This window comes from Bacillus sp. FH, assembly GCF_052216825.1.
GTDB lineage: Bacteria > Bacillota > Bacilli > Bacillales > Bacillaceae_G > Bacillus_A > Bacillus_A paranthracis.
In genome coordinates, this window is sequence record NZ_JBQOUU010000001.1 from 1,981,128 (window position 1) to 1,996,774 (window position 15,647).

At 34.9% G+C, this 15,647-nt stretch carries 19 protein-coding genes and 2 pseudogenes; 10 read left to right on the top strand and 11 right to left on the bottom strand.

Annotated elements, in window-relative coordinates:
* Positions 1–3 precede the first annotated feature (3 nt).
* Positions 4–2,073 (bottom strand): LTA synthase family protein, encoded by a 2,070-nt coding sequence (locus ACTT1L_RS10530; protein ID WP_000873612.1) that lies wholly within the window; start codon positions 2,071–2,073, stop codon positions 4–6.
* Between the two features lie 290 nt (positions 2,074–2,363).
* On the opposite strand from ACTT1L_RS10530, the gene ACTT1L_RS10535 reads away from it, so the two are divergent.
* Positions 2,364–3,617, top strand: coding sequence for a glycosyltransferase family 39 protein (locus ACTT1L_RS10535; protein WP_000956217.1), 1,254 nt, complete (start codon positions 2,364–2,366; stop codon positions 3,615–3,617).
* A gap of 82 nt (positions 3,618–3,699) precedes the next feature.
* Here ACTT1L_RS10535 and ACTT1L_RS10540 read toward each other — a convergent pair.
* The 3 genes and pseudogenes from ACTT1L_RS10540 to ACTT1L_RS10550 form a co-directional block, all read right to left on the bottom strand.
* Positions 3,700–3,774, bottom strand: a pseudogene (locus ACTT1L_RS10540) (YwbE family protein); the annotation flags it as partial.
* Between the two features lie 106 nt (positions 3,775–3,880).
* Entirely contained in the window at positions 3,881–4,111 is a 231-nt protein-coding gene (locus ACTT1L_RS10545; protein ID WP_000227427.1) for a hypothetical protein, read from the bottom strand.
* Between the two features lie 11 nt (positions 4,112–4,122).
* Positions 4,123–4,419 (bottom strand): DUF3986 family protein, encoded by a 297-nt coding sequence (locus ACTT1L_RS10550; RefSeq protein ID WP_000455572.1) that lies wholly within the window; start codon positions 4,417–4,419, stop codon positions 4,123–4,125.
* Between the two features lie 120 nt (positions 4,420–4,539).
* Here ACTT1L_RS10550 and ACTT1L_RS10555 point away from each other — a divergent pair, with 120 nt between their 5' ends.
* From ACTT1L_RS10555 to ACTT1L_RS10565, 3 genes are read left to right on the top strand one after another with little or no spacing between them, the layout of a single operon-like run.
* Positions 4,540–5,547 (top strand): ABC transporter substrate-binding protein, encoded by a 1,008-nt coding sequence (locus tag ACTT1L_RS10555; protein ID WP_000733213.1) that lies wholly within the window; start codon positions 4,540–4,542, stop codon positions 5,545–5,547.
* 11 nt (positions 5,548–5,558) lie between these two features.
* Positions 5,559–6,323: an ABC transporter ATP-binding protein gene (locus ACTT1L_RS10560; RefSeq protein WP_000009050.1), complete on the top strand. Its 765-nt coding sequence runs from the start codon at positions 5,559–5,561 to the stop codon at positions 6,321–6,323.
* Positions 6,316–7,122, top strand: a complete 807-nt coding sequence (locus tag ACTT1L_RS10565; RefSeq protein ID WP_073541066.1) for an ABC transporter permease — start codon at positions 6,316–6,318, stop codon at positions 7,120–7,122. The genes ACTT1L_RS10560 and ACTT1L_RS10565 overlap by 8 nt, the downstream gene beginning before the upstream one ends.
* 34 nt (positions 7,123–7,156) lie before the next feature.
* On the opposite strand, the gene ACTT1L_RS10570 is transcribed toward ACTT1L_RS10565, so the two are convergent.
* The 5 genes from ACTT1L_RS10570 to ACTT1L_RS10590 form a co-directional block, all read right to left on the bottom strand.
* The gene (locus ACTT1L_RS10570) at positions 7,157–7,384 is read right to left on the bottom strand and encodes a hypothetical protein (protein ID WP_000849109.1); all 228 of its coding nucleotides are present in this window, start codon (positions 7,382–7,384) and stop codon (positions 7,157–7,159) included.
* Between the two features lie 214 nt (positions 7,385–7,598).
* Positions 7,599–8,714 (bottom strand): recombinase family protein, encoded by a 1,116-nt coding sequence (locus ACTT1L_RS10575; RefSeq protein ID WP_242302491.1) that lies wholly within the window; start codon positions 8,712–8,714, stop codon positions 7,599–7,601.
* A gap of 254 nt (positions 8,715–8,968) precedes the next feature.
* A complete protein-coding gene (locus tag ACTT1L_RS10580; RefSeq protein WP_257811269.1) occupies positions 8,969–9,505 on the bottom strand; it encodes a DUF3267 domain-containing protein in 537 nt (178 codons plus the stop codon).
* 108 nt (positions 9,506–9,613) lie between these two features.
* Positions 9,614–10,093 (bottom strand): antimutator 8-oxo-(dGTP/GTP)ase, encoded by a 480-nt coding sequence (gene mutTA / locus ACTT1L_RS10585; RefSeq protein WP_000276388.1) that lies wholly within the window; start codon positions 10,091–10,093, stop codon positions 9,614–9,616.
* Between the two features lie 84 nt (positions 10,094–10,177).
* Positions 10,178–10,495: a hypothetical protein gene (locus ACTT1L_RS10590; protein WP_000435818.1), complete on the bottom strand. Its 318-nt coding sequence runs from the start codon at positions 10,493–10,495 to the stop codon at positions 10,178–10,180.
* Positions 10,496–10,578: 83 nt separating this feature from the next.
* On the opposite strand from ACTT1L_RS10590, the gene ytzI reads away from it, so the two are divergent.
* The 3 genes and pseudogenes from ytzI to ACTT1L_RS10605 all read left to right on the top strand — a co-directional run bounded on the left by ytzI (position 10,579) and on the right by ACTT1L_RS10605 (position 11,161).
* Complete coding sequence (ytzI, locus tag ACTT1L_RS10595) at positions 10,579–10,728, top strand: YtzI protein (protein WP_000472802.1); 150 nt, start codon at positions 10,579–10,581, stop codon at positions 10,726–10,728.
* Positions 10,721–10,916, top strand: a pseudogene (locus ACTT1L_RS10600) (hypothetical protein). Before ytzI ends, ACTT1L_RS10600 begins: the two are co-directional and overlap by 8 nt.
* A gap of 14 nt (positions 10,917–10,930) precedes the next feature.
* A complete protein-coding gene (locus ACTT1L_RS10605) occupies positions 10,931–11,161 on the top strand; it encodes a YczI family protein (RefSeq protein WP_442821898.1) in 231 nt (76 codons plus the stop codon).
* 482 nt (positions 11,162–11,643) lie between these two features.
* Here the strand turns inward: ACTT1L_RS10605 and luxS are convergent, their stop codons facing one another.
* On the bottom strand, positions 11,644–12,117 hold the full coding sequence (gene luxS / locus ACTT1L_RS10610) for an S-ribosylhomocysteine lyase LuxS (RefSeq protein ID WP_001141369.1): 474 nt from the start codon (positions 12,115–12,117) through the stop codon (positions 11,644–11,646).
* Positions 12,118–12,245: 128 nt separating this feature from the next.
* On the opposite strand from luxS, the gene yidD reads away from it, so the two are divergent.
* On the top strand, positions 12,246–12,482 hold the full coding sequence (yidD, locus tag ACTT1L_RS10615) for a membrane protein insertion efficiency factor YidD (RefSeq protein ID WP_000809333.1): 237 nt from the start codon (positions 12,246–12,248) through the stop codon (positions 12,480–12,482).
* On the opposite strand, the gene ACTT1L_RS10620 is transcribed toward yidD, so the two are convergent.
* Entirely contained in the window at positions 12,479–13,042 is a 564-nt protein-coding gene (locus tag ACTT1L_RS10620; protein ID WP_000838159.1) for a beta-class carbonic anhydrase, read from the bottom strand. The two genes, yidD and ACTT1L_RS10620, sit on opposite strands and share 4 nt — an antisense overlap.
* Before the next feature lie 224 nt (positions 13,043–13,266).
* On the opposite strand from ACTT1L_RS10620, the gene cydA reads away from it, so the two are divergent.
* Together cydA and cydB are read left to right on the top strand one after the other, a co-directional pair.
* A complete protein-coding gene (cydA, locus tag ACTT1L_RS10625) occupies positions 13,267–14,616 on the top strand; it encodes a cytochrome ubiquinol oxidase subunit I (protein WP_071743412.1) in 1,350 nt (449 codons plus the stop codon).
* Complete coding sequence (cydB, locus tag ACTT1L_RS10630; RefSeq protein ID WP_071743410.1) at positions 14,606–15,634, top strand: cytochrome d ubiquinol oxidase subunit II; 1,029 nt, start codon at positions 14,606–14,608, stop codon at positions 15,632–15,634. Before cydA ends, cydB begins: the two co-directional genes overlap by 11 nt.
* Positions 15,635–15,647 lie beyond the last annotated feature (13 nt).

The following is a 15,647-nucleotide window of genomic DNA, read 5'->3' on the forward strand; positions in this document are numbered from 1 at the left end:
ACTTTATTTAAAGAGGATATCTTTACTATATTGATTTCCAACAAGTAAATCATACTGAAGCATTTTATATTGCTCTAACATTTCTTTTTGTTTCTTTGTTAAATCATTGATTACTTCTCCATTTTTATCAACTTTTAATTCATCTCTAAGCACCGGTATTTCCTTGTAAAATCCCGATAAAAATTGATAAAATAAAGATTTATTTAATCCTGCATAATCAAAAATAAGATTAGAAAAATAAATTGGACTTACTACACCTAAATTATCATTTGGCATATCAAAGTTTGCGTACATTAATAGCGGCGTTTGGGCCATCGCTAAACGTTCGCTCGGTGTTTTTTCATTCGTTATATACCCATTCTCTTTATAAAAAGATTTATTTGTTCCTAATGATGGAAGATGATCTCCAAAGAATACTAATAATGTAGGTCTATCTAAATTATCTAGTTGCTCTATTAAATATTGAAGGGCCTCATCTGAACGTCTTAACCCTTCTGTATACGTTTCTAATTCTCCCTTTGATTCTTCATTTTCTAGCCCGCTAATTTCTATTAGGTTTTCACCAAATCGGCCCTCTGTAAATGGAAAATGATTTTGCATCGTAACTGCATGAATAAATGTAGGTTGTTTTTGTTTCTCTAACTCAGCAATTATCTCTTTACTCATCGCTAAATCACTAATATAATCTCCATCAACATCTACATTTTCCATCGTATCCGCTGCATTAAATTTATCAAATCCTAACACCTTATATACATCATCACGTTTAAAGAATGTGCGACCAAATGAATGAATTGCACTTGTGTAATACCCTTCTTTTTTCAACGCCGTAGGGATTGATGGAATTTCTTTCTTATTTGTAATAACCTGCTGATATGGTATAGAACCTGGCTTTAACAAACTCATTGAATAACTCGTTAATGCCTCAAATTCAACGTTCGCCGTATTTCCCCCAAATGTAGGAGAAATAGTTTGTCCACCAGGAAAGTTTTCTATATAATGATGTAAATTTGGTACAGGATCTTCACTAAAAGAAAGGTTAGTTGCTTTCGTCGGATCCCAAAACGATTCACTCATTACAAAAATAATATTCGGTTTCTCTTTTTTCTTTTGGCTCCCTATATTTCCACTATATTGTTTTTTTATATCGTTTGCTATTTGAAGCATATTTTCTTTAGAATAATTTTTTGGTTTTTCCATAACTGTTGTATCTAAATTGCTAATAAACCCAAGTACAAAACCATTTGAAGCATAGTTCTCATTTTGATCCCACAAAACAAAATCTACACCTGATTTTTGAAATACTTTATTCATAAATGTGTTCGCAAAATTACCGTACGCATATAGAACAAAAATAGATCCTACTACTAATAAGGCTCTTATTCCTAGATGAGTCTTTACATTTTGAATATACCTTCTCATATATATCCCTGCTACAATACAAGCCACAATACTTAAGATAATGACAAAAATATAACTCCAGCTAAAATAGTCCATCACCATCGGTATAACAGATTGCATATGCATAATTTGTGTGAAATCAGAAGGATACAGCGGATCACCTCTAAAAATAAGCTTTAAATAATTCACAATACCTAAAATGACTAACGTACAGCTCGTTAAAATCATACTTAGAAAAACCTTGCCTATTAAATTATAAACAAGAATGTATATTGCATAAATTACTACAAAACTTAATATAAACTGCATGTTATACAAGTAAATCCAATTCATTGCCTCTATGAAACTCATATTAACTTGCATGACAATATAAAATAACGCTACTGTATGAGCTAGTAAAAATAATACAAAATGCACTCGTAGGGATGCCCTAAGTGTAGACATCTCTTTTTTATTAAAATGTGAAATATAAAATGTTATGCCCCATATGAAAATCATCATAACAATTAAAACAAGATTTTGATTTAAATGAGCTTTCATTATGTCTAAATTAAAAACCTTTAAAAGCATAAACAGCATAGTTATTACTAATAAAGTCACCATACTACTTATAATGCTAGAAATTAATATATTTCTTTTTGGAAGATCAAAAAGTGTAGAACCATACTTCAATTCATTCCCTCGTTTCTATGTCTTAATTTCCCCCGCATCGAAAGAACTATTTCTATTAAAATAACATATATGACATATTTCGTCTGCATAGTTGATTCTATCATAAATGTATTGTCTTAATATTCCCTTAGTAAACAGTTAAATTATGGCATACAAATTACTCATTCTTGAAAAACTTAATTTCAGCATTCCACTTTATGATATAATAACTATGTTTTGGAAATCCTTAATACTATTAAAGATTTCACATGAAAATACGAAAGAATTAATAAAAAAGGAGTTGCTCATTTTTGCTTACTAAGTTTAAGAGTTTGCCTAAAGCGGTATATGCAATTTTGGCGCTTTCTTTCCTGTTGCACGTTTTTTGTTTAGTAAAACAGCCAGGATTAGATGGAGAGTTAGTCAAAGTAACATATGGTGCAAATGATGCCTTTAACTATTCGTTAACAGCTGAACAACTATTAAAACATGGTGTATTTGGTTATGTGTATTTAGAACCTAGTGAAGTTCCAGGGAAAAATGCATATATCACACCAGGTCAGCCATTACTATTAGCTGGCGCTATGATTATTTCTGATATTACATCAATTCCTTACTATTACGTAGCAACTGTTATTAACATGATTATGAACCTATGCACAGTGCTATTAGTATTCTTAATAGGAAAAGAATTGTTCGAAAAAAACATTTATGGAATTGTTGCAAGTATTTTATATGCTATTTATCCAAGTAACTATACATACTTCCGTACATTGCTAACAGAAGTTCCATCCATATTCTTATTAGCGTTATGTGTATATGTATTTGTTCTCGCATGGAAATACAATAAAGTGAAATTCCATATATGGTTTGGAATTGTCGTTTCAATTTTACTTATGTTCCGTCCAAATCCAGCTCCAATGATGCTCATTCCTGTTCTTGTTGTGTTATTTACATATGGATTTAAAGACTCCATTCGAATCGGATTGTTATGGTTTATCGGACCTTTCTTTATTATTGGTGCATGGGTTGTTCGTAACTATTTAGCACTCAACCAATTTATTTTATTCTCAACCCAAGGTGCTGATCCACTAATTGCGGGTGCTGATCCATTTAATAAAATTGGATATGAAAATATAGTAAATGAAATGAGAGCCAAAGGCTTAGATGACAAAGGGGCATACGCAAAAGAATTAATCAAGAACGGCTTTAAGACGGACTTCACTTATTGGTTCTCTTGGTTCACTGTCGGTAAAACAATTGAATTATTCAAAACAGCTCCTGCTGTAGACCAATACCGTATTCACAACTTTATGCAACTATGTCATAGAGTGTTTATCATCGGTACATTCTTGAGCAGCTTCTGCTTCATGCTAAATTCATTTAAACATAAACGCGTTATGATGCTAGTAGCAAGTTCTATTATTTACATTATCTTCTCAAACTTATTCTTAGCAATTAATCGCTATGGATTTTTCATTAATCCTCTTATGTGCTTAATTCTTGCATACGGATTAATTCACATTGTGCAGAAGCTTCCATTCTTCCGCACGAACCAAGCATAATAAGAAAGAGGTCGTCCAACGGTGGACGACCTCTTTCTTATTACCCCACACTTTGCACACAGCCAATTTGTCCATTCTGTAATCACACTTTAATTCCGTATGTATATGTTTCTGTATTTGTCAAAATATCTTTCACAATACTACTCACTATTTCACTTATAAATGCAAGTTTTTTACAACTATTACTATAACGAAAAGAACCCGCCACAAGACAGGTTCTTTTCGTTATTTTATGATAAAAGAAAAAATCATTAGCATGTGTATTATATAAAAGGAAACAGCCATATTTTCCATACGATACATACGAGTACAATAACTACAAAATCAAAAAAATCTAATCTCGGACCCTTTTTCATATTCATCTCTAGCCACATATGAATCCATTTTGTTTTTGTATATTTTTGGATGTTTTTCTTTGCAAATCGGTAAATGAGCACTTGCATAATAAAAAATCCCACTACAAAAATGAATAAGAAAATGAGAAAATCGACCACAAAATTCCTCCTTATTTTTGCAGCGATTTTTCTACTATATGATTTTTCAAAACCCACTCTTCAAATTGAGCACTTCCAAATTCCCAACTAAGATCACGAGCATGTACAGAAAAAACGTAATAGCCAGCATATTCGTCCATAAATTTACCCGTCTCGATCCCATCTTTCTGAAGACCATATGCTCCAAAATTAAAATATACATCCCACACGTCTTCATTCTTCCGTTTATAAGCAATCGATTCCATATCACATTCTGTTCCAAAATAGTCAAGATGTAAATGTACGCTATCATCATATTCGTACTCCATTTTATCACCCCTTATATTTGTACTTCTTTATCCCCCAAAAAATTCCTGCTATCTACACTCACATGTGGGCACTTACCTACATATCATGCTTGTAGAGTGACTTCTAGGAGGTGTTATATAGTGAAAAAATTAATAGCTGTTTTTTGTATCATGTTACTAGCTGTCTTCACACTTGTTGCTTGCAGTAGTAAAAAAGAAGATACGAAAGAACAAACTCAAAATGTTCGAGTCGGCGAAGTTACCCACTCTCTCTTCTATGCCCCGTTATATGTCGGGATTGAAAAAGGATTTTTTAAAGATGAGGGATTACATGTTGACCTCCAAACAACAGCTGGAGGAGATAAAACGATGACTGCCTTATTATCTGGCGGGATTGATATTGCTCTCGTCGGTTCTGAAACGTCCATTTACGTTCATCAACAAGGCGCAAAAGACCCCGTCATTAACTTCGCACAACTTACACAAACAGATGGAACATTTTTAGTTTCGCGTAAAAAATTAGACTCTTTTAATTGGAATGACGTAAAAGGTGTTACGTTTTTAGGACAGCGTAAAGGCGGTATGCCGCAAATGGTTGGAGAATACGTTTTAAAGAAAAATGGCATTGATCCTCACAAAGATACAAATTTAATCCAAAACATCGAATTTGCTAATATTGCAAATGCCTACGCATCTGGTACGGGAGAATTTGTCCAGCTCTTTGAACCGACTGCAAGTATATTTGAAAAAGAAGGTAAAGGTTATATCGTCGCTTCGTTCGGAAATGAATCTGGTACTGTTCCGTATACATCGTTCATGGCAAAGGAAAGTTTCTTAAAGAAAGATAAAGCTGCTGCTGAAAAATTCACACGGGCGCTCTATAAAGCACAACAATGGGTTGATACTCATAGCCCAGAAGAAATTGCTGATGCCGTTTCTCCGTTATTTAAAGACACTTCAAAAGACATTACAGTAAAAGTAATTGAACGGTATAAAAAGCAACATTCTTATGCGACAAATCCGCTATTAGATGCTGAAGAATGGAAACAGCTCCAAACGATTATGAAAGACGCTGGCGAATTACAAAAAGAAGTTCCATATGAAGCGCTCGTCAATACGAAAATTGCCGAAAGCGTTATTAAGAAATAGAGGCGAAGTGTATGAGTTTTTTACAAATACGTAACGTTTCTCACTGCTTTTTCGCAAAAGAGAATGCCAAATTGATTCTTGAAGATATGAGTTTACAAGTGGAAGAAGGCGAATTCATTTCGATACTCGGTCCAAGTGGTTGTGGCAAAACGACACTCCTCTCCATTATTGCCGGGCTGCTTGATCCAATTGAAGGTATCGTCTTTTTAGATGGTGAGCCCATTACAACGAAAACTTCATCTATGGGATATATGTTGCAGCAAGACTACTTGTTCCCTTGGAAGACAATTGAAGAAAATATTATGCTTGGACTTCATATCCGAAACATTTACGATGAACAGACGAAAGAACATACTTTACAGCTTTTAAAGCAAGTCGGTCTACATGATGTAGAGCAGCAATACCCTCGTGAACTATCCGGTGGTATGCGTCAACGTGCCGCCCTCGTTCGAACGTTAGCGACCGATCCAAAAATTTTATTGCTAGATGAACCTTTTTCGGCGCTCGATTATCAAACGAAATTGAAACTAGAAAATCTCGTTTTCAGCTTACTACACAAATATAAGAAAACTTCACTACTCGTGACGCATGATATTGAAGAAGCAATTGCGATGAGTGATCGTATTTATTTACTACAAGCGAATCCTGGAAAAATTGCAAAAACATTTATCGTCCCAGAAAGTATCCGTTCCTTATCACCGTTAGAATCACGCCATCACCATGACTTCCCATCCCTCTTCCAAAATATATGGAAGGAGCTGGAGCGTCTTGGATAATATAAAGCAACTACATGAACAGTTTCGGAAAAAAGAACGCAGGCGCGCATGGTTAGCACGCTCTTTGCAACTTTTACTGCTCATTCTTCTCTTTGCACTATGGGAGATAGCTAGCAAAAAAGAATGGATTGACCCTTTACTCTTTAGCTCTCCTTCAAGCATTTGGGATCTCTTCCTTAATAAATGGATGGACGGTTCGCTTTGGGTCCACATATGGACGACATTACTTGAAACGGGAGTAGGTTTCATTCTTGGAACAGTGCTCGGAGCCATTATCGCTACTTTCCTTTGGTGGCTACCACTTCTCGCCCGCGTACTTGATCCATATCTCGTCGTCCTAAACGCCATGCCAAAAGTAGCACTTGGTCCGATTATCATTGTAATCTTCGGCCCAAATATTTCTTCGTCAATTGCAATGGGAGTAATCATTTCTATCATCATTACCATTCTCGTTATTTACAGCGCATTTCAAGAAGTCGATTCTAACTATATAAAAGTGATGGACACATTTGGCGCAAATAAATGGCAATGTTATAAACAAGTCGTTCTCCCTGCATCTTTCCCAGCCATTATTTCAACGTTAAAAGTGAACGTTGGATTATCGTGGGTCGGTGTTATATTCGGCGAACTTCTCGTCTCTAAACAAGGTCTTGGCTACTTAATTAGCTACGGATTCCAAGTATTTAATTTCACACTTGTCTTACTAAGCGTACTACTCACATGCGTCCTCGCAACACTTATGTATGTGTTTGTTGAGGCATTTGAAAAACTTCTAATTGGGAAACGAAAAAGAAGCTGACTTAGAGCGATAGACTATAGTCAGCTTCTTTCTTTTACTTTTTATCACACATCTTTGTTTCATTTTTAACATTTCCATCCGCAACCGTAACTGTATGGAAACAATCTTTCACACGTACTGTAACGACATTATCTTTTCGATCTATCACATGATAATCATTAAACTTTTTATCCAATGCACTACGAATTTGCTCCCCTTCAAAAATCGGAAAACCGTGAGACATTACCCAAATGAGACCAGCGACAGCAAGAATCGTTTTCATACGTTTCATTACCTCCTCGAGAGTAAACTTATAGTCCCTATAACACGCGCATTATAATTGTGTCTAAATTGTGACATTTTTATACTAATTCTATTTTATAATGGTAGTTCCTTCTTCTTTTTAATGAAAATACATAATTTTCAATTTTATCAACATAAAAAACGTAAAGAACTACAATTCTTTACGTTTTCTTAGCTAACATATATAACCCGCATTAGTTTCCACTTCGTTGTTCTATCGTTTTCGAAACATCATATAATCCTGCCAACACTTCCGCCCTCATTTTTACAAGCTCAGGGAATTGATAGAAAAAGGCAATTTTTTTATACTTTAACTCCGATCCTTCTTTCACCTTTTTTGAATCTTGCAAAATAAATGCTGTAAATGTATCTGCAATATCTTCTGCTACATTTGTCGTTCCATACTGTGAGACAAACTCATCATGTTTTTCTTTAAAAAATTCAATTTGCGTTTCTTCACTTTCTTCTACTTTCTTTTCTGTCCACTCCTGCTCAATAGGCTTCCAGAAAGAATTATAAAATTGATTAATATAAGAGTTTTCCTTCGCACATCCCTCTTGTAAGAAAAGATTGCCGCATTTATTTCGGTACGTCGAAATATCTTTATCCTCTTCAAAATCCTTTACATAGTTTTCATCTACTGGTATTTGCTTATGCCCGAGCGTCAATACATGAGCCGTCTCATGAATTAATGTTTTCATCACTTCATCAATATTTACCGCAGAATCAAGCGTATCTAAGCTAAGAGTCCAATCTTTCGGATTCTCTATACTAGGCATAACGTGAGCAACAACACCGTCATAACCATCCGTTATTAAATCAAATTCTGTTATATTCCCGCGATATTTAGCTGGAATGAGCGTGCGATACATATCCCACAAGTCTTCATGATACCCTCTATCTTGACGTTGTTGCAGTACTTCTTCTTTCGCTTCTTTATCTTCAGCAAATACTTTATTTAAACGTTTCCGTTCTATTTTTTCAAAATAAGGATCTACAATTTCATCGCCATCAATATAATAAGAAGCTAAAAAGAAATAATTTTCATCATCATCTTCTTTTTTCTGCTCTGCCTCTTTCATATCTGCACTTTCATGCTCTTCTATTTCATAATCTTCTACTGCTTCAAGCTCAGATAATCCATCTATTTTTTCATATACTTTTTGAAGTTTCTTATCTCCTATTTCCACGCATTCTTCGTCTGTTTTACACACTTCTTTTTCTTTCACACTCTTCATAGAACTTTCGCACCCTGCTAGTAAGCCGATTACAACGATAACCCCTACTAACTTGCCATACAGTCTCTTCATACAATCCTCCATTATTCCATTCTACAAAATATCATAATCATTTTTTAACGAATATGCGATAATGAATTATAAAAAATGTAAGGAGGTTTCCTATGATTCGGGCAGTCTTATTCTAAAAAATTATATCAGCGATTTTTGAAATATATCGACTGTAACTCAAATTATATCGGCGATTTTCACAATATATCGACTTACCGACAAAAACTGACAAATAAAAAAGAAGCCGTCGTTTAAAAACGCCTCCTCTTCCTTTATTACTCATATACTGTAAACTGCGGTTTACTCGGATGATCTTTAACTAGCGCATCATCTGGAAACTTTGAAACTTTTTGATATAAGGCAATGTCACCCATGCAACCTGCTGTTAGTAGAATTCCTAAAAATGAGAGTGGCTCCAGATTCATAGCTAACCCCAATACAATTGGCAAAATTCCAGTCGGTAAAAACGGCAGCATTAACACTTTCTTCATTTGCTTTACTGTAATTTCTTTTTTAGAATGAGCGTATGCAGCACCTAATTTCCAATTGACGCCCCATGTTAGTTCACTCCACGGAACACCTCCGATATAACGAAATCCAATTAAATGTATTGCCTCATGAATACAAACGAAAACAATCATTCCAATAATCAAAAGAAACATAACGGGCAATGTAAATTCAAATTGAACCCCGCCTGAAAGAAATATATGCAAATAACCAATTCCAAACGCCAACGCAAATATTATAAGTAATGAATAGATATTTAACTTAACCATCGAAACAGTAACAGTCGTTTCTTTTCTGTTATCCATCTTCCTCCTCCTAAAATGTAAATATATCTTTACAAAATTGTATAATATACCCAAAATGATGTAAAGATATATTTACATTTGATCTTATAAAAAAAGAAATCGGCCACTTTACTTCGTAAAACAGCCGATTTCTTCTATATGTTTCATCGTACGCGCCAATACATCGTCGCGCATTATAAAGCTAAATTTTCTATCCGTTTTAATGTTGTCAGGAATGTTTTTTAATAAAACAGACCCTTTCGTTTCTTCGTAATGCGTATGTTGTTCTACCGCACTAATTGTTGCAAAATAAATGTTTTTAATGATTATTTTGTCTTTTCCAGATACTTTATATTGTCCTAAGTAAGTTAAATCAGAAACTATGCCGCCGGTTTCTTCATGAACCTCTCGAACTGCCGCTTCTTCCGGTGTTTCCCCTAGTTCTACTTTTCCACCTGGAAATTCAAGACCGCGACGTAAATGATGCGTTAATAACCATTGATCCCCGTACCGGCATACAACCCAAACATGCTTTGGCTCAGGAGAAAATGGATAACGTTCAAACGATAATTGTACAGTGTTGTGGTAATAATCTTTAAATTTGTACATGCCATTACTCCCCTATTGATGGTTACAAGTTTTTCCTACCACAAATTGTAGCATATTCTCGCTTTTCTGCATAATATTATCCAATTATAATCCATTGATTATTCCCATTTGCGCGACTAATTCTTTCGTCTCATGATTTCCTAAATCGTAAATCATTTTATATGCTTTTTGTAGTTGTTCATCATATCGGTCATTATTTGAATCATGATGATACTCAACAAATGGAACGTGGGAGCGTACAAATGAACCTAAATCCTCTACATACGCTTGATCAAAGTACTCTCTTAACTCCGTAATTTCCTCATCATTTGCGGAAATCTCAAAATTATACGTATCCGCTGTCTTCACTTGTGAAATTTGACCGTTTGCTATTGATATATAATATGTTTTTTTCTGCTCCATGTAACACCCTTCTTTCATCCTTTTTATTTCTATTGTTTTCATCAATTACAAAATTATGTAAAATAAAGAAAAGGAGGGGTTCCATGTTTAAAATATTAATTATCGGTATTATAATCGTCCTAGTCATATTAGTACTCTCCGTCATGACGATTAATAAAGGCTACGCTTATAAACATTCCGTCGATAAACCAGAAGATAACCCGTATACAAAAAACAGCAAGAAGAATTCATAATACGCTTCGTATACCACTACTTATTTTAGGCCACATCATATCCAGTATTCGTTTACTAGCAGTTCAAAATAACTTTCTACCACTTTCACAATTTCTATTAGGAGCTTTACTACCCTTAAACAAATAAAGAAAAAGATTTAGGAACCGGATCTATTTGGATTTTCCTCATCATTAGCTATATAAAATAACAAGGGGGATATATATGCTAAAGGGATTACAGGTTATTTTTGCACTCATTGCATTATGTATAGTAATTTACGGATATTTTACTGGTAATAGAGAAATGATGCCTTATATGTTCATTTTCTTAGGATTAATGGCTTTCACTATAGGACTAGGAGAAATAAAACAAGACAGAAAATCTATTGGTATATTTGCTTTCATAGCTGGAGCTGGTGCTTTATTTCTTAGCTTCTCAGAACTATTCCGGTAAATAATCTATTTACATGCTAACTGGATTACGGATTGTTTTAGGACTTTTCACGCTTCTCATACTCTTTCTTTGCACATATATCCAGATTACCGATCATTTCTCACTTCTCCCATACGTACAATTTATTCTCAGTTGTTTCTTTATTCTTGTCGGAATTAACAAATTTATATCCGGACGAAAATCAATGAGCATTCCGTTTTTTTTCGTTTCTATTCTTACACTCTTCGTTCTCATATCAAACTACCTTCGCTACGTATAGAATGAAATCTTGAGCAATTTCGCATTTACAAGCACGTAATAAAATAGGGATGATTTTTTTGTCAGTTTTTGTCGGTAAGTCGATATCCAGTGTCGAAACGTCGATATATTAAAAAAATCGTTGATATATTTCAAGTTACGGTCGATATATTCGAAAAATCGTCGATATAATTTTATTTATTATCATGACAAAAAAAACTGCCCTTTTACAGGCAGTTTTCTTTCTATCCAAATACTTTCTCAAGTTCATCTTTATCTTGGCTTAACCAGAAGTTCATTAAGCGTTTTGCTCCTTCTAAATCGTGAAGCTTCGCTTGACCACATTGCGTTTCATTTGCAGCTGGAATTTCTGTAATTTGAACCGCATCTTTTAATGTTAGTTCTAATAAATCAATGATTTCTCGAACTGTCGGTGTTCCGCTTACTACAAGGTAATATCCTGTTTGGCAGCCCATTGGTGAAATATCGATAATATCGAAATGCGGATAACGATCAATATATTTACGTAAATTAAATGCTAATAAATGTTCTAACGTATGAATAACATCTGGTTTCATCGCTTGTTTATTCGGTTGGCAAAAACGAATATCAAATTTATTTACAATACCGTCACTACCTACATTGTGAACTCCGCAATGTCTTACATAAGGTGCCTTTACAATCGTATGATCTAATTCAAAGCTTTCTACTGATGGCATACAACATCTCTCCCGCTTTTAATTTAATTCCGTTATATCCAATATGATATAACGGAAATGCACATTAGTAAAGTATTATGTACAGTCGTGCTATAATACTTTAAGAATATGCTGAAAAGGAGATCGTTATGAAACAGATTTTTATTGGGATTATACGCTTTTATCAAAAGTTCATTTCTCCGATGACACCACCCACTTGCCGCTTTTATCCGACTTGTTCTCATTACGGATTAGAGGCGTTTCAAAAGCATGGTGCACTCAAAGGCTTTTGGCTTACTTGTAAGCGTATATTAAAATGTCACCCTTTCCACCCAGGAGGATTTGATCCTGTCCCAGATAAAAAGGATGACAAAGTACATTCTTAATTATCGTAACCATTCACAACTAAATCTAATTTTCCTGTATCAGGATCGATAACAAGACCGTGAACAGGTACTTCTTCCGGAAGTAATGGGTGGTTGCGAAGTACTGATACGCTATGTTCTACACTTTCTTCTACACTAGAGAAACCGCGCAAGAATTGTTCTAAATCAATTCCAGAATAACGAAGCATATCTAATTTCTCTTCTGTTATACCGCGCTCTTTCATTTTCTCAATCGTACTACTTGCTTGAATTTTTGCCATACCACAATCATGGTGACCAACTACACATACTTCATCAGCGCCAAGTTCGTATACAGCGACTAAAATACTACGCATAATACTTCCAAATGGATGTGAAATAACAGCGCCTGCTACTTTAATAATTTTCACATCGCCGTTACGCATATTCATCGCTTTCGGCAATAGTTCAACAAGTCTTGTATCCATACAAGAAATAATTACCATCTTTTTGTTTGGAAATTTCCCCGCTACAAACTCTTCATACTTTTTCTCTTCCACAAATTTCTCATTGTATTGCAAAATCTCTTCTAATGACTTCATAGTAAAAGGCCCTCTTTTCTCTCGTTTACACTACATAATTAGTGTACCAAAATATGAAAAACTCAAAAAGGATATCGCTTTATAGTAAAAATAAGATGTTTTCAGATAATCGACATAATTCTTTCAAAATATACACACAGCTTTGTAACAAGTCTCACATACTTTAAACGCATTTTCACTATAAACTGATTGTAGATAATGTAAAAAAGGAGTGAATATTTATTATGTCCGACGTTCTGTTACTGAGTCGTTTTCAATTTGCAATTACTGTTTTTTATCATTTTTTATTTGTACCTTTGACAATCGGACTTGTTATTTTAGTAGCGTGTATGGAGACTCAATACGCCCGCACATTGAATCCAACATACCGCAAAATGGCAAATTTCTGGGGTAAATTATTTACAATTAACTTCGTAATGGGGATTATAACCGGGATTACGATGGAATTCCAATTTGGAACAAACTGGTCTGAGTACTCCAAATATATGGGAGATATTTTCGGATCACCTCTCGCAATCGAAGCACTCGTTGCCTTCTTCTTAGAATCTACTTTCATGGGAATATGGTTATTCGGTAAAGACAAAATTTCACCAAAGTTCCGTGCCTTCTGTATGTGGATGGTTGCACTTGGAACAAATATTTCCGCCCTTTGGATTATTACAGCAAACGGCTTTATGCAAAACCCTGTTGGCTACGTCGTACGTAACGGCCGCGCTGAATTAAATGATTTCTGGGCACTCGTTACGAATCCATACGCTTGGAATATGTTCTTCCATACTGTAGTTAGTTGTTATATTGTTGGTGCTTTCTTCGTTATGGCAATTAGTGCCTATCACTTATTACGTAAAAATGAAGTTGAATTCTTCAAAAAATCATTTAAGTTTGGCTTAATGTTAGGCTTATTTGCCGCAACAATTACACCGTTTATGGGACATCAATCTGGTGTATCCGCGGCTAAATATCAACCTGCTAAAGGTGCTGCAATGGAAGCTGTTTGGGAAACTGGGAAAGGACAAGGCTTCTCGATTGTTCAAATTCCTGATGTGGAAAATGAAAAGAACTTTGAATTCCTTACGATTCCAAAGTTAGGAAGTTTCTTCTATACAAATTCATTTGATGGCGAAATTGTTGGTTTAAAAGATATTCCGAAAGAAGATCGTCCAAACGTTAACCTTGTGTACTATAGCTTCCGCTTAATGGTTGCACTTGGTATGTTCTTTATGGCATTAACTTGGTACGGTTTCTACTTAAACCGAAAAGGAAAACTGGAAAACTCAAAACGTTACTTAAAAATTACAATATGGTCTGTTTTACTACCATATATCGCAATTAATGCTGGTTGGATTGTTGCCGAAGTAGGTCGTCAACCATGGACAGTATATAAACTCATGCGTACCGCAGAATCTGTATCACCTATATCTGTCCCGCAAATTTGGTTCTCATTAATTAGTTTAATCTTGTTCTACACTTTACTTTTAATCGCAGACGTATACTTAATGCTGAAGTTCGCCAAAAAAGGACCAGCAGCATTAGAGGAACCTGCTACTGAGGGAGGCGTGGCTCATGTCTCATGATATGCTTGCGATTATCTGGTTTGGTTTATGGGGCGTGATTTGGACAGTTTACTTTATTCTTGATGGATACGCACTTGGTAACGGAATGATTTTTCCTTTCGTTACGAAAGACCGACAAGAACGAAATCAATTACAAGAAGCAATTGGCCCGTTCTGGGGCGGTAATGAAGTGTGGTTAATTACAGCTGGTGGCGCAACATTTGCTGCCTTCCCAGTCACATATGCAAATATGTTTAGTTATTTATATACACCGTTATTCTTAGTATTACTTGCACTATTTGCTCGTGCTGCTGGACTTGAGTTCATGCATAAAGATGATTCACCAATTTGGCAAAAAACTTGTAAATGGGCATTTGCAATTGGTAGTTTCTTAATTGCTTTCCTATTCGGTGTTACATTTGCTAATCTTTATTACGGACTACAAATTGGGAAAAATGGCTATGAAGGAAATTTACTTAGCTTACTAAATCATTACGGTATTTTAGGAGGGCTGTTCTTCACTACTATATTCGTCGTATCTGGTGCCCTTTGGGTTATGATTAAAACGACTGGTGAAGTATCTGACCGTGCTTATAAAATCGCAAGACCATTTTCAATGGCAGCTGCTATCATTTTAGCTATTTTCTATGTAGCAACTGCAAATCGTACAAATTTATTCCAAAACTTCACAGAGTACCCGGTACTATTCATTCTTCCAGTACTTGCAATGTTAATGAGTGTACTCGCACTTATTATGGTGTACAAACATAAAATCGGTCTTGCATTCACATTCGTTTGCTTAACAATCGCAATGTTTATGACAACTGGCTTTGCGGGTATGTTCCCAAGAATGTTACCATCTCGTATTAATGATGCTTATAGTACAACGTTATACAACGCAGCTGGTAGTCAATTAAACTTAAAAATTATGTTCTTCGTTGCAATGGTTATGGTACCAATTGTTATTGGATATCAACTTTGGAGTTACAGTATCTTTAAAAATAAAATTCATAAAGACTCTGCTAAAGGGTATCACTAAAATGAAAAAAGAC